Origin of the sequence: Cupriavidus sp. D39 (genome assembly GCF_026627925.1) — a bacterium.
In the GTDB taxonomy this organism is placed as follows: domain Bacteria; phylum Pseudomonadota; class Gammaproteobacteria; order Burkholderiales; family Burkholderiaceae; genus Cupriavidus; species Cupriavidus ulmosensis.
This window is the reverse complement of sequence record NZ_JAPNLE010000009.1, coordinates 4,643,882-4,663,333: the sequence shown is the minus strand read 5'-3', so window position 1 is coordinate 4,663,333 and position 19,452 is coordinate 4,643,882. Positions and strand designations below refer to the sequence as shown.

At 65.2% G+C, this 19,452-nt stretch carries 14 protein-coding genes; 5 read left to right on the top strand and 9 right to left on the bottom strand.

Features of this window, described 5'->3' with window-relative positions:
• Window positions 1-93 precede the first annotated feature (93 nt).
• The 3 genes from OMK73_RS33775 to OMK73_RS33765 form a co-directional block, all read right to left on the bottom strand.
• Entirely contained in the window at window positions 94-876 is a 783-nt protein-coding gene (locus tag OMK73_RS33775) for a Rha family transcriptional regulator (RefSeq protein WP_267605846.1), read from the bottom strand.
• Window positions 877-878: 2 nt separating this feature from the next.
• Window positions 879-1,094 (bottom strand): helix-turn-helix transcriptional regulator, encoded by a 216-nt coding sequence (locus OMK73_RS33770; protein WP_267605845.1) that lies wholly within the window; start codon window positions 1,092-1,094, stop codon window positions 879-881.
• 136 nt (window positions 1,095-1,230) lie between these two features.
• The gene (locus OMK73_RS33765) at window positions 1,231-2,469 is read right to left on the bottom strand and encodes a hypothetical protein (RefSeq protein WP_267605844.1); all 1,239 of its coding nucleotides are present in this window, start codon (window positions 2,467-2,469) and stop codon (window positions 1,231-1,233) included.
• Window positions 2,470-3,687: 1,218 nt separating this feature from the next.
• Here OMK73_RS33765 and OMK73_RS33760 point away from each other — a divergent pair.
• Window positions 3,688-4,410, top strand: a complete 723-nt coding sequence (locus OMK73_RS33760) for a hypothetical protein (protein WP_267605843.1) — start codon at window positions 3,688-3,690, stop codon at window positions 4,408-4,410.
• A 21-nt stretch (window positions 4,411-4,431) separates the two neighbouring features.
• Here the strand turns inward: OMK73_RS33760 and OMK73_RS33755 are convergent, their stop codons facing one another.
• Both OMK73_RS33755 and OMK73_RS33750 read right to left on the bottom strand, forming a co-directional pair.
• Window positions 4,432-4,902 (bottom strand): DUF1854 domain-containing protein, encoded by a 471-nt coding sequence (locus OMK73_RS33755; protein WP_267605842.1) that lies wholly within the window; start codon window positions 4,900-4,902, stop codon window positions 4,432-4,434.
• 14 nt (window positions 4,903-4,916) lie between these two features.
• Complete coding sequence (locus OMK73_RS33750; RefSeq protein ID WP_267605841.1) at window positions 4,917-7,205, bottom strand: ABC transporter ATP-binding protein; 2,289 nt, start codon at window positions 7,203-7,205, stop codon at window positions 4,917-4,919.
• A 240-nt stretch (window positions 7,206-7,445) separates the two neighbouring features.
• On the opposite strand from OMK73_RS33750, the gene cphA (OMK73_RS33745) reads away from it, so the two are divergent.
• Together cphA (OMK73_RS33745) and cphA (OMK73_RS33740) are read left to right on the top strand one after the other, a co-directional pair.
• Entirely contained in the window at window positions 7,446-10,082 is a 2,637-nt protein-coding gene (cphA, locus tag OMK73_RS33745; protein WP_267605840.1) for a cyanophycin synthetase, read from the top strand.
• A 20-nt stretch (window positions 10,083-10,102) separates the two neighbouring features.
• Window positions 10,103-12,673, top strand: coding sequence for a cyanophycin synthetase (gene cphA / locus OMK73_RS33740; RefSeq protein ID WP_267605839.1), 2,571 nt, complete (start codon window positions 10,103-10,105; stop codon window positions 12,671-12,673).
• A 222-nt stretch (window positions 12,674-12,895) separates the two neighbouring features.
• Here cphA (OMK73_RS33740) and OMK73_RS33735 read toward each other — a convergent pair whose 3' ends face one another.
• From OMK73_RS33735 to OMK73_RS33720, 4 genes are all read right to left on the bottom strand, one after another.
• Window positions 12,896-13,555 (bottom strand): amino acid ABC transporter permease, encoded by a 660-nt coding sequence (locus tag OMK73_RS33735; protein WP_267605838.1) that lies wholly within the window; start codon window positions 13,553-13,555, stop codon window positions 12,896-12,898.
• 29 nt (window positions 13,556-13,584) lie between these two features.
• The gene (locus tag OMK73_RS33730) at window positions 13,585-14,382 is read right to left on the bottom strand and encodes a transporter substrate-binding domain-containing protein (protein ID WP_267605837.1); all 798 of its coding nucleotides are present in this window, start codon (window positions 14,380-14,382) and stop codon (window positions 13,585-13,587) included.
• Between the two features lie 157 nt (window positions 14,383-14,539).
• A complete protein-coding gene (locus OMK73_RS33725; RefSeq protein ID WP_267605836.1) occupies window positions 14,540-15,460 on the bottom strand; it encodes a glutamate/aspartate ABC transporter substrate-binding protein in 921 nt (306 codons plus the stop codon).
• 104 nt (window positions 15,461-15,564) lie between these two features.
• A complete protein-coding gene (locus tag OMK73_RS33720; RefSeq protein WP_267605835.1) occupies window positions 15,565-16,827 on the bottom strand; it encodes a D-amino acid dehydrogenase in 1,263 nt (420 codons plus the stop codon).
• A gap of 127 nt (window positions 16,828-16,954) precedes the next feature.
• Here OMK73_RS33720 and OMK73_RS33715 point away from each other — a divergent pair, with 127 nt between their 5' ends.
• Together OMK73_RS33715 and OMK73_RS33710 are read left to right on the top strand one after the other, a co-directional pair.
• Window positions 16,955-17,908 carry a LysR family transcriptional regulator gene (locus OMK73_RS33715; RefSeq protein WP_267605834.1) on the top strand — a complete coding sequence of 318 codons (954 nt, stop codon included), beginning with the start codon at window positions 16,955-16,957 and terminating at the stop codon, window positions 17,906-17,908.
• Between the two features lie 94 nt (window positions 17,909-18,002).
• Window positions 18,003-19,316, top strand: a complete 1,314-nt coding sequence (locus OMK73_RS33710) for a hemolysin family protein (RefSeq protein ID WP_267605833.1) — start codon at window positions 18,003-18,005, stop codon at window positions 19,314-19,316.
• Window positions 19,317-19,452 lie beyond the last annotated feature (136 nt).

Genomic DNA, 19,452 nt, shown 5'->3' with positions numbered 1-19,452 from the left:
TGACGCAGGCGAACATTCCCATAGCGGTCCACTTCCCCATGGCGAAGCGTAGCAATCGAATGCTGGGCGGCATCAGGCTTTCCGTTATTTCCGTTACGCGTCATCATGGCGTGCCTCACCCTCACCAGACGCGGCCGCAGCCCCCGCCGCCCAATCGCACGCCCGATTGGCTGCGGCTGCGATCATCTCGGGGTTTTCATGTCCACCGCCCGCCAAGCGGCCAGCCTTTTGGCCGCGCAGCTCGGCACCATAAGCAAGAAGCGCCGCCTTGCGTTCTTCGTAGCATAGGCCCATGCCGATCAGCGCCGAAGCCTTTACCTCAAGGCGACGCAGGATGTGCAGCTCGGGCGCGCTTAGCGCGGCGCGGTCTATCGGATCGGGTTTGCCACTGAAAGCACTGTTGATCAGCCGAGCCTCATTCGCGTAGTGGTGGGACCTCGTGCCTTTGCCTTCCATTTCGCGGCGCATGGCCAGCATTTGGGAGACAACGGCATAGTTGGCGGCAACCTCGCCACGCGCTGTGCTCCAGCCGACCGACTTAGGCTCGGTCAGTTGCTGACGCAGTGCCAGGAAGGCATCGACTAACCGCACCTGTCCAGAGCGCGAGTTGCGGCCACCGATGAACGGCATGGCAATCAGAGCGCCGCGCTCGGTTAGCTGGATTGCTCGCCGTGGCTTGCCCTGCTCATCCAGGTATTCAGCCAACTCAAAACTGAGGTGGCTGATTGTGCCGTCCGAAATCAGTGAATCAAGCGAACGCAGCACGTTGTCATGGCGAACGCCAAACTCACGCGCGATTGATAGGGAGTCGGTAACGGGCACGCCGCCGCGCAACTGGACTAATGCAATGGCGCTGGAGGTGTTCGGGCGAGCCATTGTCATACCGCCGCCGGGAGAGCCGCAATCCATGCTTCTACCTCGGACGCCCGCCATGCACGAGAGCGCGCGCCCAGGCGGACGCCGGCCGGGAACTCCTGGCGGGCGATACGGCGATAGATTTCCGAGCGCGAGAGCCCCGTTTTATCCGTGACGGTAGGGAGTCTCCAGAGGGGGCCACCAGCAGGGGTGGCATTGGCGACGGGTGTGCTTTGCATATGGCCTCACAGTGAGTTTCACCGCCGCGTCACCGAGCATCCTTGTTCGTCGCGGCATGTGCCATATGCTAGGGAGCGAAACGCGGCTACTGAAAGCCCATCCGACAGAAACCACGTTTGAAGCTGTAGAACGCGGCTACTGTGACATGACAGTAGCCTCGCTTTCTTCGTCTTTGTCCTTGCCAGGATTTGGCGTTTTTCCCTTCAAGTGTTGGGTGCGCAGATCGCGGACATAGGATGCCGTCAAGCACAACTCGGCCGCCAGCTTGGCGGCATAGTCCCTCCCCATGATGGCAACTCCCTTCCGCTCATCGGCCGCAATGCGCGCAAGATAACCGCGTAGCTTCATTGCTCTTGCTGCCCGCGCTGCTGCCGCCCGGTCGCGCGGATGCCTCTTACCAGCGTCACCAGCGCGGCCCAAGGCAAGCTCACTATCGGGACGGGGGGCAACACCAGGCGCCGAGGAATCCAGTTGCCGCAACATGGCATCAGCTTGGCTAAGAACCCGCCAAAGCTCATCTTCCGTCAGATTCCCCTTGCCCTTGAGCGCCAGAACCGGGCCGAGATGTCCACACTTGCGAACCTCCATTTGCACGGCAGACCATTCCACGCGACGCCGAAGGGAAGCATCTGGAGGCTCGTCGCGCACTGGGGTTGACTCAACATCCTGGATAGCCTGGCGCACCGCTTGCGCACGGCGTTCCCCCGCGTCCTCTGCATCGTCACGCCCCGAAACACGCGGCAGGCGAAGGATAGCCGGGCCATAGCTGCCAAGCCCCAATGCGGCAATGCTTGCTCCCTTGATGGCCTCGCGCCCCAATAAAGCATTGATTGCCTGGTCCATCGAAGGCAGCGCTAATGTGTCAGCTTTAAGGCGATCCAGGATGGCAGAGGCGTCAGCCTGCAGGCTTGGCCAAGCGGGCAGTTTCGCCGCTGTGGCAGCCAACGCGCCATACTCGTTGGACCAGCCCGCTACTGCGGCCAATTGGTTGTGATATTTGTTTGAGAAGTCCGCGACCGTGCGCATTTGCGCTTTGAAGCGTAGCGCGTCAAATTCAATCCGCGCTTGTACTTCGTGAAAAGCCGCGCCGCCAAGCTGTCGACTCATTTCCGCAGCAAAGAACGAAGGTCCTCCCATCCCCAGTGGATCAGCGCTACGCAGCTCCGTAACGGCCCGACCTCGGCTAGCGTGCGCTTCGGCAAGATATTCATCGAATGATCGATTGAAACCATGCGCGAGTATCCAGTCCTGCATACGCGTGGTCGAATGGTTATCGATCTCCGCAATTCGCGCGCAAGCCTCTTCCACGCGCCGCCGTTGCTCCTCAGCAAAGCTATCGAAACAAGCCATTTGCTGGCTCGCTGTCTCATCCAATGTCGCACCCTCCATGCGCCTTCAGAGGATGCGAGGCCAGCCGGTGAAGGTATCCGGCGTTCGGGTGGCCGCCCTAGGCCCCGCGAGGCCGATTGTAACAAGTGCATCCCGCGCCGGTTGGGCGGCGGCACGGGGCGATTCTCATCGCGCCGCGTCCCGGAAGAGCGCGAGTAGACCCAGCCCCAGAAGAGGGCGACCCTCTACCGGCAAAGCACAATCGACACCGAAAAGCAAATATCACCGCGCCAAGCGGGTTTGCGGGAAGAAATGGCCTGCAAAGCCTTATGCCACCGTTGCAGATTTGGCGCTGTCACCAACTTTGTCACCAAAATATATGTGTGTCACCAAAAAACACAAAGGTAGTTGGTGACACTGAAACCATTGACAGGCATGGCTTTCCGGTCGATTCCCTACCCTGTCACCAATGTCACCAAGCGTTTTTGCAGCTAGCTTTTCCAGCGTGCCGCCGCAGCGTCCACGCAACACCGGCCAACACCAATCTTTCGACTGGCTGGCGCTCGTCGCACTGAACCTCGCGGGAGGGGCAGCGTGCCTAGTCTGGGGGTAACTTTGGGGGTAACTTTGACCAGTCAGAAGCCAAAATCAGCCACCATGGCCACTTTCCGGCAACTATTCGATTGACGCCGGCCCACCAATATTCAGTTCCGGTTATTTCCGGGACTACCAAAAACCCCGAGGATTCCCATCCTCGGGGTTTTCTTTTCCGGCTTAGATAATGAGGGCGGCGCATGCCTCCTCACTACCCCCAGAAAAATTGCAGGAAAGCAGGGCAATATCGGCCAAATTAAGAGTTGTCTGATTCACATAACGCCCTCACGCCTGCATCATCCCCACTGGCTGCCGCTGCAGAGGCGGTCTTCCCGACGCGGACCTTCGAGGCCCGCGTCCGTTGCCCTCCAGCGCCCGCCCACTCTTGTGCGGGCGTCTTTTTGCGCACTCGGGCATGTGTCGCCAAGGTCATCAGCAAATTGTAATCATCTGTTACAGTCGACATTTTTTTGGCAACCGAAAAGCGGCGCTAGAGGCGCCCCTGCGCACAGGAACGGGCAAAGTACAGATGAAGAGACGCATTGGGGCTGCAAGCATTGCGCTGGCCCTCGCAGGCTGCGGCGGATCGGGCGACAACGGTGGTGGACTGGCAATCGTGCGCACCCTCCCGCCACCACGTCGACGACACCCACGGATCCGACGACGCCGGTGATTCCGGCGGCGCCCGACACCATCGCGCTCGGCTCCGGCTTCTACATCGGCACCTCCGCCGCCAACGAACGGTTCAACATCCTGGTGCTGGACGAGAACGTCTATTACGCGTTCTACGCCATGGCGGGCATACCGGACGTATCGACCGGGGTGCTGACCGGCAACTACAGCTCGGGGAGTGGCGCGCTGACCACGAACAACAACGGGCTGGATTTCAACCAGGAGGCGGCGGGCTACAGCCTGACTGCGGCGAACCTGATGGCGGCCTATGTGCCAGGCAAGTCGATCCAGGCGCAGGTCACCTACCGCAACGGGAGGAACTCGGTCGTTAACGCCACCTACAGCACCGACTACAACTTCATCGCGACCACCGACGGCTTGAAGGGGACTTATTACGGCACGTCGAACGTCATCGACACCAGCGGGATCACCGCGGGCGGCGTACGGCTGGTCATCGACGCCAACGGCAACTTCACGCTCGATGGCAGCGGCTCAGGCTGCAGCTTGACGGGGACCGCCACGCCGCGGCGCCAAGGCAAGGTCTACAACGTCACCCTGCAGTTGAGCGGCCCGACCTGCCGCTACGCGAACACGCCGATGACCGGCATCGCCTACTACGACCCCACCACCACGCATAGCTTGCCCACGCCCGGCCAGCTCTACCTGTTTGCGATGCACCCCGACCGCCAGGTCGGGGTGATCTTCACCGGCAAGCTCTGAGGTGCAGCTCTGAGGTGCAGATCAGAGAAAGCGATCGAGGATCTTGCGGCTTCCCTTGTCCAGGCTGGTCAGGTTGCGCACCAGGTAGTGAATGCCGTGGCTGTCGGAGATCAGCAGCGTGGAGCCGGCGAGGCGGCGGATGTCTTCCTCGCCGCGCAACACCAGCGAGGTGAGGCCACGATCCGTCTCCACCTCCCAGGTGCTGGGGGTGGCGTAGGTGGACACCGAGCGGATGCGGCGGATCTCAGGCATGAATTCGCGGCTGGCCAGTTCGGCCTCGATCATCTCGCGCACGGGGGCGGGCAAGGTATCCAGGCGGGGCAGCCAGGCCAGTTCGCGGCCATCGGTGCTGACCAGGCCGACGCCATCGTCGGGCGCGGCGATGGGAAACGCGCGAACGGGAACGACGCCATCATGCGCAACGCCATCCGCCGTGGTCATCACCAGGCGCCCAAGGGCATTGCGGGAGAGCTTGAAATCGACTTGCTGCATGTGAGCTCCCATCCTTATTGCACGTTGAGCGCTTCGGCGGAGGCGAGATCCGCGTCGGCGTCGACATTGCGGGCCTGCGCCTGGTAAAGCTTGTAATAGGCGCCTTCGCGCGCCAGCAACTCATCGTGGTTGCCGACTTCCACGATCTGCCCACGGTCCATCACCACCAGGCGGTCCGCCTTGCGCAGCGTGGACAAGCGGTGGGCGATGGCGATGGTGGTGCGGCCCTGCACCAGGTTATCCAGCGCCTTCTGGATTTCCTTCTCCGTGGTCGTATCCACGGACGAGGTGGCCTCGTCCATGATCAGGATGCGCGGGTTGATCAGCAGCGCGCGGGCGATGGAGATGCGCTGGCGCTCGCCGCCGGACAGCGCTTGCCCGCGCTCGCCCACCAGCGAGTCGTAGCCGTGCGGCAGGCGCAGGATGAATTCATGCGCATGGGCAGCCCGCGCCGCAGAGATGATCTCTTCGCGCGTGGCGCCCGGCTTGCCGTAGGCGATGTTCTCGGCAATCGTGCCAAAGAACAGGAACGGCTCCTGCAGCACCAGCCCGATATGGCTGCGGAACTCCGATACCGGCAGCGAGCGGATATCGACGCCATCCAGCCGGATCGCGCCTTCGGAGACATCGTAGAAGCGGCAGATCAGGTTGACCAGCGTGCTCTTGCCCGACCCGCTGTGTCCCACCAGGCCAATCATCTCGCCCGGCGCGATCGACAGGTTGAGCCCGCGGATCACGGCACGGTTGCCGTAGCGAAAGCCCAGGTCGCGCAGCTCGATGGCGCCCTCGACACGCTCCAGGTGCACCGGCCGCGTGGGCTCCGGCACGCTGGACACGTGATCGAGGATGTCGAAGATGCGCTTGGCGCCGGCGGCGGCCTTCTGCGTGACCGAGACGATGCGGCTCATCGAGTCCAGGCGCGTGTAGAAGCGGCTGATATAGGTGAGGAAGGCCACCAGCACGCCGACCGTGATCGCGTTGTGCGAGACCTGCCAGATGCCGAAGATCCACACCACCAGCAAGCCGATCTCGGTCAGCAGCGTGACGGTCGGGGTGAACAGCGACCACACCGCATTGACCCGGTCGTTGATCGCCAGGTTGTGCCGGTTGGCCTCGCGAAAGCGCTCCACCTCGCGCTTTTCCTGCGCGAACGCCTTGACCACGCGGATGCCCGGGATGGTGTCGGCAAGCACGTTGGTGATCTCCGACCAGATCCGGTCGATCTTCTCGAAGCCGTGGCGCAGCCGGTCGCGCACCAGGTGGATCATCCACGCGATGAACGGCAGCGGCACCAGGGTGACCAGCGCCAGCCACGGATTGATGGAAATCAGGATGGCCGCCGTCATCACGATCATCAGCACGTCGGTGGCGAAATCCAGCAGATGTAGCGACAGAAACACGCAGATGCGATCGCTTTCCGAGCCGATGCGGGCCATCAGGTCGCCTGTGCGCTTGCCGCCGAAGTACTCCAGCGACAGCCGCAGCAGGTGCTCGTAGGTGGTGGTGCGCAGGTCCGCGCCGATCCGCTCGGACACCCGCGCCAGCAGATAGGTACGCGCCCAGCCAAGGCTCCACGCCACCAGCGCCGCGCCCAGCAGGCCGGCCAGGTACAGCTTGACCCGGCTGTAGTCGATGGGCAGGCCGTTCTGGTAAGGAATCAGCACGTTGTCCATCAACGGCATGGTCAGGTACGGCGGCACCAGCGTAGCGGCTGTGGACAGCAGCGTCAGCAGGAAGCCGGCCAGCAACTGGAAGCGGTACGGCCTGGCGAAGCGCCACAGGCGCAACAGCGCCCAGGTCGAGGGCGGGGTTTCCAGGTCACGGCTGCATTGCGGACATTGATCGTCGTCCGGGGGCAGCGGCGCCTTGCAGGTCGGACAGACCGCCTCGGCATCGATATCCGGCAGCCCCGCCCGGCCCGAGGCCGACAGGTCGCGCTGCGCATGGAACTGGTCGATCAGGCGCAACGCGGCCGGGTTGTGGCCGAGCGTGTAGCGCCAGCTTGCCAGCAATCGCCCACTATCCTGCAGCTCCAGCGTGCCGACCCCCGCGTGATCGGCGTGATGCAGCGATAATCCGGGCTGGATCACCCATTCCTGCCAGTCTTTTTGCCCAGGCATGCGCGCCAGCAAGCGACGATCCGTCACAAGTACCCAGCCTTGGGTAAAATGCAGCTTTGCGTCAAGGTCGACTTCGAGCCAGGCAAGGACGGCTTCGCCAGGTTGCAGGCGGGTGCCGAGTTCGTTACGCCACGGCTCGTTCTGGGCGTCGCTGTCAATCACGGGCAAGGAAGGTTGGGTCATCGTTGGTACGGCATGCTGCGTCCTTGGGCTATGGACATAACTTGAAACAATTTAGTGCGGGCGCGCCCTGGCGGCCCGCCGATTTGCCCGCAGTATACATAAGGCCAAACACACGGGCGCCCATGATGCACTGCACAATCGCTTTTTAATCAAGAAAGTCAACCGGCTGACCGTTGTAACGTTACTGAAAGGTTAGGCTTCTATTTCTCGGGCACTCGCCCACTGCCTCAAGCTAAATCAATGAAAAAGAAGGACATTGAGATTTTCGATGTCATGTCGCTGCGCGGCCCGAATATGTGGACATATCGGCCTGTGCTGGAGGCGTGGGTCGATATCGGGGAACTGGAGGATTTTCCCTCCAACACGATTCCGGGGTTCTACGAGCGTCTGTCGGCATGGTTGCCCTCGCTGGTCGAGCATCGCTGCAGTATTGGCGAGCGCGGCGGCTTCCTGCAGCGGCTCAAGGAAGGCACGTGGCCTGGCCACATCCTGGAACACGTCACGCTTGAGCTGCAGAACCTCGCCGGCATGCCCGGCGGCTTCGGCAAGGCACGCGAGACCCCGATCCGGGGTGTCTACAAGGTGATCGTGCGGGCCTGGCACGAGGACGTCACCCGCGCCGCTCTGTTCGCCGCCCGCGACCTGGTGATGGCGGCCATCGAAGACCGTCCCTACGACGTCCAGGAGACGGTGGACCACCTGCGCCGCATGGTGGACGAGCATTGCCTGGGCCCGAGCACCGCCTGCATCGTCGACGCTGCCGACGACCGCGACATCCCGGCTCTGCGCCTGTCCGAGGGCAACCTGGTGCAACTCGGCTATGGCAGCCGCCAGCGCCGCATCTGGACCGCCGAGACCGACCGCACCGCCGCCATCGCCGAGAGCATCTCGCGCGACAAGGACCTGACCAAGAGCCTGCTGGAATCCTGCGGCGTGCCCGTGCCCGAAGGCCGGCTGGTGGAAAGTGCCGCCGACGCCTGGGACGCCGCCGAGGACATCGGCCTGCCGGTGGTGGTCAAGCCCTATGACGGCAACCACGGCCGCGGGGTATTCACCAACCTGACCACGCGCGAAGAAGTCGAGACCGCCTATGGCGTGGCCATCGACGAAGGCAGCGGCGTCATCGTCGAGCGCTTCGTACTGGGCAATGAACACCGCCTGCTGGTGGTGGGCGGCCGCCTGGTGGCCGCCGCCATGGGCGAGACGGCCAGCGTCACCGGCGACGGCAAGTCGACCATCGACGAGCTGATCGAGTCGCAGATCAATTCCGACCCGCGCCGCGGCAGCACCGAAGACCACCCGCTCAACAAGGTGCGGCTGGATTCGGCCGCGCGCCTGGAACTCAAGCGCCAAGGCTTTGAGGCGCTTTCCGTGCCGCCCGAGGGCAAGCATGTGCTGATCCAGCGCAATGGCAACGTGGCCTTCGACGTCACCGACCGCGTGCACCCGAGCGTGGCCGCGCATGCCTCGCTGGCTGCGCGCGTGGTGGGCCTGGACATTGCCGGGGTCGACCTGGTGGCCCAGGACATCTCGCGCCCGCTCGCCGAGCAGCGCGGCGCCATCGTCGAGGTCAATGCCGGCCCTGGCCTGCTGATGCACCTGAAGCCCTCCAACGGCGAAGCCCGCCCGGTGGGCCGTGCCGTGGTGGATCACCTGTTCCCGGCTGGCGAAGGCGACGACAACGGCCGCATCCCGGTGGTCGGCATCACCGGCACCAACGGCAAGACCGTGGTGGCCAAGCTGGTGGCGCGCCTGCTGCAACTCTCCGGCAAGCACACCGGCCTGGCGTGCAGCGACGGCCTTTACCTCGACCGCCGCCAGGTCCAGGGCGGCGACCGCGCCAACTGGGACGCGGCCCGCCGCATCCTGATGAACCGCGCGGTGGATGCCGCCGTGCTCGAGAACGACAGCGGCGCCATCCTGTCCGAAGGCCTCGCCTACGACCGTTGCCAGGTTGGCGTGGTGACCAATATCGATGTGCCCGACCACCTCGGCCAGTATTACGTCGAAGAAGTCGAGAAGATGTACAACGTGCTGCGCACGCAAGTCGACGTGGTGCTGGACGGCGGTGTGGCGGTCCTCAACGCGCGCGACCCGCTGGTGGTCGAGATGGCGGAGCTGTGCGATGGCGACGTGATCTTCTTCGGCCTGACGACCGACCTGCCCGCCATTGCCGCGCATCGCGCGGCGGGGCGCCGCGCGGTCTACGTGCGCGACGGCAAGGTGGTGCTCGCCACCGGCAGCCGCGAGGTGCCGCTGACCGATGTGGCCGCGATCCCGCTCACCTATGCGGGCCGCGTGGCCTTCCAGGTCGAGAACGTGCTGGCGGCGGTGGCCACCGGCTGGGCGCTGGGCATCTCCAACGACCTGATCCGCGCTGGCGTGGTGACGTTCGATGTGGGCCAGGTGGATGTGCCCGGACGCTTCACGCTGTTCGAGCGCAACGGCGCCATCGTGGTGATCGACGACGCCCACAATGCGCCCGCGCTGGAAGCGCTGGTGGCATCGCTGGAACGCTTCCCGAGCGAGCGCCGCGTGGTGGTGTACGGCGCCGGCGCGCCGCGCCGCGACGAAGACATGGTCAAGCAAGGCAAGGTGCTGGGCGCTGCATTCGACCGCGTCTTCCTGTGCGAGGACACCTCGGTCAAGCGCACGCTGCCGGACACCGAGGCACGCGCGCTGCTCAAGCAGGGCCTGTACGAAGGCCGCCGCGTCACCAAGATCATCGACGAGGGCTCGCGCCGCCAGGCGATCGAGGCCGCACTCGCGCAAGTAGTGGCCGGCGACCTGCTGGTCCTGCAATGCGATGAGGCGACGACCCTGCCGACGGTCGACCTGGTGCACCAGTGGATGGGCCAACCGGGCCGCCGCGCCTGATCCGGAAGGAAACTGATTTCATGGAAGTCTCACGTATCCGGGCCCTGCGCGGCCCTAACCTGTGGTGCCGCCACACCGCCATCGAAGCCATCGTTTCGTGCTCCGACGAGGCCCATACGCTGGCTCAGCTGCCCGGTTTTGAAGAGCGCCTGCGCGCGCGCTTTCCCGAGGTTGGCCCGCTGCGGCCCGATGACAACGAAGGCGTGGTGTCGCTGGCGCACGCGCTGGAATGCGCGGCCATGCGCCTGCAGGCGGAGGCCGGCTGCCCGGTCAGCTTCAGCCGCACCGCGCCCACCGTCGAACCCGGCACCTACCAGGTGGTGGTGCAGTACAGCGAGGAAGAAGTCGGCCGGCTGGCGCTGGAGCTTGCCGCCACGCTGTGCCGCGCCGCGCGCGACGACATGCCGTTCGACCTGGCCGATGCGCTGCATCGCCTGCGCGAGCTCGATGAAGACGTGCGCCTGGGGCCGAGCACCGGCTCCATCGTCTACGCGGGCGTGGCACGCGGCATTCCGTATCGCCGCCTGACGCAAGGCAGCATGGTGCAGTTCGGCTGGGGCAGCAAGCAACGCCGCATCCAGGCCGCCGAGACCGACATGACCAGTGCGGTCTCGGAATCGATCGCGCAAGACAAGGAACTCACCAAGAAGCTGCTGCACGCCGCCGGCGTGCCGGTGCCGATGGGCCGCTCCGTCTCGGACCCCGACGAAGCCTGGGCCGTCGCGCAGGAGATCGATGCGCCGGTGGTGGTCAAGCCGCGCGATGGCAACCAGGGCAAGGGCGTGGCGGTACGCATCCGCACTCGCGAGGAAGTCATCGCCGCCTATGAAGTGGCCGCCGAGATCAGCTCCGACGTGATCGTCGAGCGCTATATTCCCGGCCACGATTTCCGCCTGCTGGTGGTGGGCAACCACCTGGTCGCCGCGGCACGCCGCGATCCGCCCCAGGTCACCGGCGATGGCAAGCACACCGTGCGCCAACTGGTCGAGGAAGTGAACCGCGACCCGCGCCGCGGCGAGGGACACGCCACCTCGCTGACCAAGATCCGCTTTGACGATATCGCGCTGGCCACGCTGGCCAAGCAGCATCTCACCGCGGATGCGGTGCCGCCCAAGGGCACCCGCGTGGTGCTGCGCAATAACGCCAACCTGTCCACCGGCGGCAGCGCGACAGACGTCACCGACGATGTGCACCCCGACATGGCCGCCCGCGCCGTGGCGGCCGCGCGCATGGTCGGCCTGGACATCTGCGGCGTCGACGCGGTCTGCGAGACCGTGCTCAAGCCGTTCGAGGAACAGGCCGGCGGCATCGTCGAAGTCAATGCCGCGCCGGGCCTGCGCATGCACCTGCAGCCCTCCTACGGCAAGGGCCGTGCGGTGGGCGAGGCCATCATCTCCACGATGTTCGCCGACGGCGACGATGGCCGCATCCCCGTGGTGGCGGTCTCCGGCACCAACGGCAAGACCACCACGGTCCGCCTGATTGCCCACCTGCTAGCCGGCAGCGGCCTGCGCATCGGCATGACCGGCACCGACGGTGTCTACGTCAAGGGCGAGCGCATCGATACCGGCGACTGCAGCGGCCCGCGCAGCGCCCGCAATGTACTGATGCATCCCGACGTGGACGCCGCCGTGTTCGAGACCGCGCGCGGCGGCCTGCTGCGCGAGGGCCTGGCCTTCGATCGCTGCGACGTGGCCGTGGTCACCAACGTGGGCGAAGGCGACCACCTCGGGCTGTCCTACATCAGCACCGTGGAAGACCTGGCCGTGCTGAAGAGCGTCATCGTGCAGAACGTGGCACCGCACGGCATGGCCGTGCTCAATGCCGCGGACCCCATGGTGGTGCGCATGGCCGACGCCTGCCCCGGCGCCGTGACCTTCTTCGCGGCCGACCTCAACAACCCCGTGATGGCCACGCACTGCGCGCAGGGCAAGCGCGTGGTGTACGTCGAGGATGGCCATATCGTGGCCGCCGAAGGCGAGAACCAGGTGCGCATCGCGCTGTCGAGCATTCCGCTGACGCGCGGCGGCTCGATCGGGTTCCAGGTCGAGAACGCCATGTCCGCCACCGCGGCGGCATGGGCGCTCGGCATCGACTGGGAAGTGATCCGCCGCAGCCTGGCGACCTTTGTCAACGACGCGGCCACCGCCCCCGGACGCTTCAACGTGTTCGACCACAAGGGCGCGACGCTGATCGCCGACTACGGCCACAACCCGGATGCGATCCAGGCGCTGTGCAACGCCATCGAAGGCATGCCGGCCAAGCGCCGCTCGGTGGTGATCAGCGGCGCGGGCGACCGCCGCGACGTCGATATCCGCCGCCAGACCGAAATCCTCGGTGGCGTGTTCGACGAAGTGATCCTGTACCAGGACCAGTGCCAGCGCGGACGCGAGGACGGCGAAGTGCTGGCCCTGCTGCGCGCAGGCCTGGAGGGCGCGACGCGCGCCAGCGCAGTGGAGGAGATCCGCGGGGAATTCCTCGCCATCGACACCGCGCTGTCGCACCTGCAGCCGGGCGACCTTTGCCTGATCCTGGTGGATCAGGTGGAGGAAGCGCTCGCGCATATCGAGCAGCGGATCGCGCAGGGTTGAGCGCGGCGCAGTGAAGCAGCAACGCAAGAAAGCCAGCCACACCGGCTGGCTTTCTGCTTTCTGCGTGGTGCCGATATGCGTTGGTTTGCACCCCTCTGTCATTTGTGGGAGAGCAAGCCGGGGGAGAGGGAGAGACAGCCGTCGTCATTGCGCGCGGCTTTGGCCTGTTCGGCGGCTTCGTTCGGCGGCTTCGTTTGGCGCTGCGATAGGGCCCGGTGCGGCCTAGTGCCGCCCCGGCAACGACAAGCGCCGCTCCAGCTTCCGCTGCACCTGCGCCAGCGCCGTGCTGAGCATCCAGTAGATCGCGGCCACCGCGACATAGAGCGGCAGCGGCTGGTAGGTCGCGGCAATCACCTCCTGCGCCGTGCGCAGCAACTCGGTCACGGTGATCACCGATACCAGCGAGGTGTCCTTGATCAGGCTGATCAGGCTGTTCGACAGGCTCGGCACCGCCAGCCGCAGCGCCTGCGGGCCCACCACATAGCGCAGGGTCTGGCCTTGCGTCAGTCCCAGGCTATAGGCGGCCAGCCACTGCCCGCGCGGGATGCCGAGGATGGCGCCGCGCATGCTCTCGGAGAGATAGGCGCCCACGTTCAGGCTCAGCGTCAACACGCCCGCCGGCGTGGGTTCCATGGCGATGCCGATGCCCGGCAAGCCGTAATACACCACGAAGATCTGCACCAGCAGCGGCGTGCCGCGCATGATGCTCACATAGACCCGCGCGATGGCCTCCAGCACGCGCCGGTGGCTGATGCCCATGAGCGCCACCGCGGTGCCGATCACCAGTCCGAAGACCATCGACAGCAGCGCGAACTTGATGGTGAGCAGCATGCCCTGCAGCAGCACGGGCAGCGACTCGACGACAAGCTGGAGAGCGGACATGGGAAGCCCTGGCGGGAACGCGCCCGCGCTTACTTGGCGGGCTTGGTCACGTCACCGCCAAACCACTTCACCGACAGCTTGCCGAGGCTGCCGTCCTTGCGCATCTCGTCCAGTGCCCGGTCGATGGCCTGTGCGAACTTCGGGTTGTCCTTGCGGAAGGGAATCGCCACCTCCGAGTTGCCGCCTTCGACGATCGCGCCGGGCCGCAGTGGCAGGTTGGACATCTTGATCAGGTAACTGATCATCAGGCGGTCGTTGAGCGCGGCATCCACGCGCTGGGCTGCCAGGTCGCGCAGGTATTCGGGCGCGCCCGGATAGGTCTTGACGTCGATGCCGGGCACAGACTTGGCCAGCTCGTTGTAGTTGCTGCCCAGGCTCACGCCCAGCTTCTTGCCTTTCAGGTCCTCGAGGGACTTGAACTGCCGGTTGTCATCCTTGCGCTGGATCAGTTGCGCCGCCGAATACACGTAAGGCGTGGAGAAATCCAGCACCTGCTTGCGCTGCGGCGTCACCGCGACCTGGTTGACGATCACGTCGAACTTGCCAGCCTGCAGCCCGGCAATGATGCCGCTCCATTCGGTGGTGACAAACTCCGGCTTGACGCCCAGCTTGGCCGCCACGCCCTTCGCCACATCCACATCGAAGCCTTCCAGCTGGTTGTTGCTGCCGCGGTAGTTGAACGGCGGATAGGTACCTTCCAGCCCGATCTTGAGCGCGCCGGCCTGCTTTACGGTATCGAGCAGGTCCGCGGCCTGCGCGGCAGCGCCGGCCGCCAGCAGCGAAACGGCGAACAGGGCGTTGAGACAGCCAGTACGAAGCGATCGCATATGTTCTCCAGTCAGCACAGCCGACGCGGACGGCGTCCGCATCGGTCCGGCAAGCGTTGGCCCGCCAAGAGCGCAGGCCGGCTTTTAGCCTAGCGCAATTTCCTGTCGAACAGCAATAACGATTCGCCCTGCCCTGCCGGGCCCTGCGCCGCCCTGCTTACTGGAACGCCTTGTCGTTCGGGTGGGCGTAAAGATCCTTCATGTCGGCTGACAGCGGATAGTTCAGGTTGATGTTGCGCGGCGGGATCGGCGACTGGAACCACTTCTTGTACAACTGCTCGGCACGGCCGCTGGTCATCAGGTCGGCGATCACGCCGTCGGCCAGCGCCTTGAAGGACGGATCGTCCTTGCGGAACATGCAGGCGTAGTTCTCGGTCTGCAGCGGCGTGCCCACCACGGTCCAGTCATTGGCGCTCTTGGCCTTGGTCAGCTCGCCGTAGAGCAGCGGCTCGTCCATGACAAAGGCCACCGCGCGGCCCGTCTCCAGGATCAGGAAGGACTGCCCGTGGTCCTTGGCGCTGATCAGGTTCATGTTCATGGCCTTTTCGCCATTCATCTTGACCAGCAGGCGCTCGTCCGTGGTGCCCGCGGTGGTCACCACATTGCGGTCCTTGAGATCGGGGAAGTCTTTCACGCCCGAATCCTTCTTGGTCAGCATGCGCAGCCCGTAGACAAACAGGCTGTTGGAAAACGCTACCTGCTTCTGCCGCTCCAGGTTGTTGGTGGTGGTGCCGCACTCGATGTCGATGGTGCCGTTCTGCATCAGCGAAATGCGATTCTGCGAGGTGATGGGCACCAGCTTGACCTCGAGCTTGGCCAACTGCAGTTGCGCCTTCACCTTGTCGACGATCTGCAGCAGGATCTCGTGCGAGTAGCCCATCACATCGCGTCCGTTGGTATAGGAGAACGGGATGGAGGACTCGCGATAGCCCAGCGAGATCACGCCGGTGTCCTTGATCTTGCGCAGCGTATCGCCGTCTGCAGCATTGGCGTCGTGAACGGCGCCGGCGGCGCCAGCCAGCATGGCAACCGCCAGCAGGCAACGGGAGAATCGGTGGGAACGGACGTGCGATTTCATATCGTTTTCTCCTTGGATGGGAATGGCTCGAAGTCCTGCTTGGTCGTGAAGCGGTATTTCTCAGCGGTAATGCAAACGAAAAAACTGCCCCGGAACGCTGCCCATCAAGCCAGCGCCGCGGCAAAATCCCTTTCATCGATGGCCGGCTTGCGCCCGGCCAGGCCATCGGCCAGCAAGCCCGCGCTGCCCATGGCCAGCGTGAAGCCAAGCGCGCCGTGGCCGATATTGAGCCACAGGCCGCGCAGGCTCGTGGGCCCCACCATCGGCAGGCCGGTCGGCGTGGCCGGGCGCAGGCCCGCCCAGGGCTGCAACTGCTCCGGCTCCATGCCCGGCGCCATGTCGCCGAACAGCGCGCGGGTCTCAAAGGCCAGCGTGGCGATGCGGGCACGGTCGATGATGGTGTCCCCGCGCACCAGGTCGGCCATGCCCGCCACACGCAAGGTGTTGCCGATGCGGGCATAGACGATCTTGCGCGCGAAATCCGTGATGCTGATGTGCGGCGCACGCTCGCCATCGCGGATCGGCACCGTGATGCTGTAGCCCTTGAGCGGCCACAGCGGCGCCCGCAGCCCCAGCGGCTTGAGCAGCGCCACGCTGCCGATGCCGCCTGCCACCACCACCGCGTCCGCCCGCTCGATGCCGGCAGCGGTGCGCACGCCGGTCACGCGCTCGCCTGCGCGCTCGATACCCAGCACGCCGGTGCCGAAACGCAGCGCTACGCCGGGACGGTCTTGCAGCAACTGTGCCAGCGCCAGGCAGAAGCGATGGCAATCGGCCACTTCCTCGCTCGGCGTGTGAATGGCCCCGGCAATCTCGCCGCGGATGCCGGCCAGCGCCGGCTCCAGCGCCACGCAGGCATCGCTGTCCAGCGCCTGCTGCTCGCAGCCCAGGCTGGCCTGGTAATCGAGCAGGCGGCACGCGGCATCGAAGCTGCCCGCATCGCGGTGCACAATCAGCTTGCCGCGCCGGGCAAAGCCGAACTCCACCGGCTGGCTGTCGACGAAAGCCTGCATCAGGTCGCGGGAGTAGAAGGCCAGGCGCAGCAGCTTGCGCGTGGTGGCCTCGCTGGCGGAGGCATTGCAAGCCCGTGCAAACGCAACCAGCCAGCGCCACTGTGCCGGGTCCACCGATGGCCGGAAGCGCATCGGCGAATCGGCGCGCAGCAGCCACCCGGGCACCTTGGCCAGCACGCCCGGCCCGGCGAGCGGCGCCACATAGCTATAGCTGAGCTGCCCGCCGTTGGCGAAGCTGGTTTCCTCGCCCGGGCCATCGCGCCGCTCCAGCACGGTCACCTCGTGCCCGTCGCCTGCCAGCCGCCACGCCGCGCTCATCCCGATCACGCCCGCCCCTACGATCACAACCTTCATCACCCGCCTCTTTGATCCGATCCACAGAGGGTAGTCCACGAGAGCCCGGCTTGCCCAATGCCAATACGTGCAAGAATATGTCTTTAGGCTATGGATGCCGCTATTCCAGGGCGCCCTCCCTTGCAACATGCGATTGCGTCAGATCGAAGTCTTCCGGGCGGTGATGCTGACCGGCACCGTCAGCGAGGCCGCGCGGCTGCTGCACGTCTCCCAGCCGGTCGTCACCCGCGTGCTGCAGCATGCCGAGGCCACGCTCGGCTTCCGTTTGTTCGACCGGGTAAAAGGCAGGCTGCAGGCCACGCCCGAGGCCAACGCGCTGTATGGCGATGTCGAGCGGCTATATGGCGAGATCGAGCGGGTGCGCCGCGTTTCCGAAAGCCTGCGCCACAAAGGCGCCGGCCGCCTGCGCGTGGCGGCCACGCCGAGCCTGGCCAATCCGCTGCTGGTGCCAGCCGCACGCCGCTTTTGCGCGCGCCATCCCGACACCCAGGTGCAGGTACTGACCCACCACACCGGCGAGATCGTGCAAGGCTTGCTGGCCAACCAGATCGACCTGGGCTTCGCCTTCTCGCCACCGCGCCACGAAGCCATCATCAGCGAACCGGTAGCTGGCGGCCAGATGCTGCTGGCGGTGCCGCGCGGCGAGCCGCTGGCGGCCCGCGGCCGGCGGGCCGACGTGCCAATGCACCGGCTGGTGGCGCGCCCTTTCATCGCCTACGACGACAACAGCTCGCTCGGGCTGCTGGTGCGCCAGACCCTGGCGCGCAATGCGCTCGAGCCGCGCTCGACGCTGGAAGTCCAGACCTATTCGCTGGCGCTGGCCCTGGTCGATGCCGGCCTGGGCCTCACCTTGCTAGACCAGTACACCGCGCTGGGCGCAAACCCGGAGCGTGTGTCGCTGCATGAGGTCAAGCCCGCGTTGCCTTTCGAGATCCAGCTGCTGCGCGCCAGCCACCGCGGCAGCTCCAGCCTGGCCGACGATATGCGCGAGCAGTTTGCCGCCGCCGCAATAGCGCTGGCTGCTGCGCTGCCGCAGCGGCTGGAGGCGCCGGCGGTCAGCTTCGAGCATGCCCCTAAATGAAGCGGGCTGCCCTGCCCCGGCCCTTTGCAGAATTTGACAGTACCGTGCACCGTGCACCATCATCAAAGCGCCTGAACGGTGCCCCCCAAAACCTATGTTCGCCCTTATCCTGCTTCTCCTTATCCTGATCAGCGCCTTCTTCTCGATTTCCGAGATCGCGCTGACCGCATCGCGCCGCACCAAGCTGCAGGTGCTGTCGGAGCGTGGCGACCGCCGCGCCACCAAGATCATGCTGCTCAAGGAGGAGCCGGGCAACTTCTTCACCATCGTGCAGATCGGCGTCAACAGCGTGGCCATCCTGGCCGGTATCGTCGGCGAGAAGCATGTCTCCGACCTGCTGCAGACGGCGCTGCTGCCCTACCTGGACGTGGTCACTACCCAGCGCATCGCCAATGTCGGCTCTTTCCTGATCGTCACCCTGCTCTTCATCCAGTTCGCCGACCTGATCCCCAAGCGCATCGCCATGACGTTTCCAGAGGCCTGCGCGCTGGTGGTGATCGGGCCGATGCTCACGCTCATCAAGATCTTCAAGCCGCTGGTCTATGTGTTCAACGGCGCCGCCAACGCCACCCTGCACGTGTTCGGCGTGCCCACCAAGCACATCGACCAGATCACCACGGAAGACATCGCCGCCATGGTCGATGCCGGGGCGGAGGCCGGCGTGCTGCACAAGCACGAGATCCACCTGATCGAGAACGTGTTCGAGCTGGACGCGAAGAACGTCACCGCGGTGATGACCCCGCGCGACGATGTGGTCTACATCGGCCTGGACGAGTCCGCCGACAGCCTGCGGCGCAAGCTGGTCAACTATCCGCAAGCGCAGTATCCGGTGTGCGGGCATAACCTCGACGACGTGCTGGGCTATATCGATTCGAAGGACATCCTGCAGATGTTCCTCGCCGACGATTCCACCGGCGTGATCGGCAACATCGGCAATATCGGCAAGCACCACGACAAGAACGTGCTGGTGATCCCGGACACGCTGACGCTCACCGAATCGCTCACGCGCTTTCGCGAGATGCACCAGAATTTTGCGGTAGTGATGAACGAGTATGGACTGGTGGTGGGCATCGTCACGCTGGACGATATCGTTGGCGCGCTGATGGGCAACATCATCTACTCCACCGAAGACGAGCAGATCGTGCGGCGCGACGAGAGTTCGTGGCTGGTCGACGGCGTGACGCCGCTGGTGGACCTGAAGAAGGCGCTGGAGCTCGATGAGCTGCCCGGCGAAGACTACGTCGACACCGCCGCCGGGCTCGTCATCTACACGCTCAAGCGGATCCCGAAGAAATCGGAAGCGATCGAGGCCGCGGGATTCCGCTTTGAGGTGCTGGACATCGACCATCACAAGATCGATCAGTTGCTGGTCTCGCGGCTGCCGCCGGCGGAGCCGTTCCAGCCGTAAGCGCGCGGCGATAGCGCTCGACCGTGGTGGGCAACTGGAACACCACGATCCAGGCCCCGACCACCACCACCGCCGCGGCGGCGACCGCGCCCAGGCGCAGCGGCGCCAGGCGCTCCGGCGCATGCAGGGTAACGTA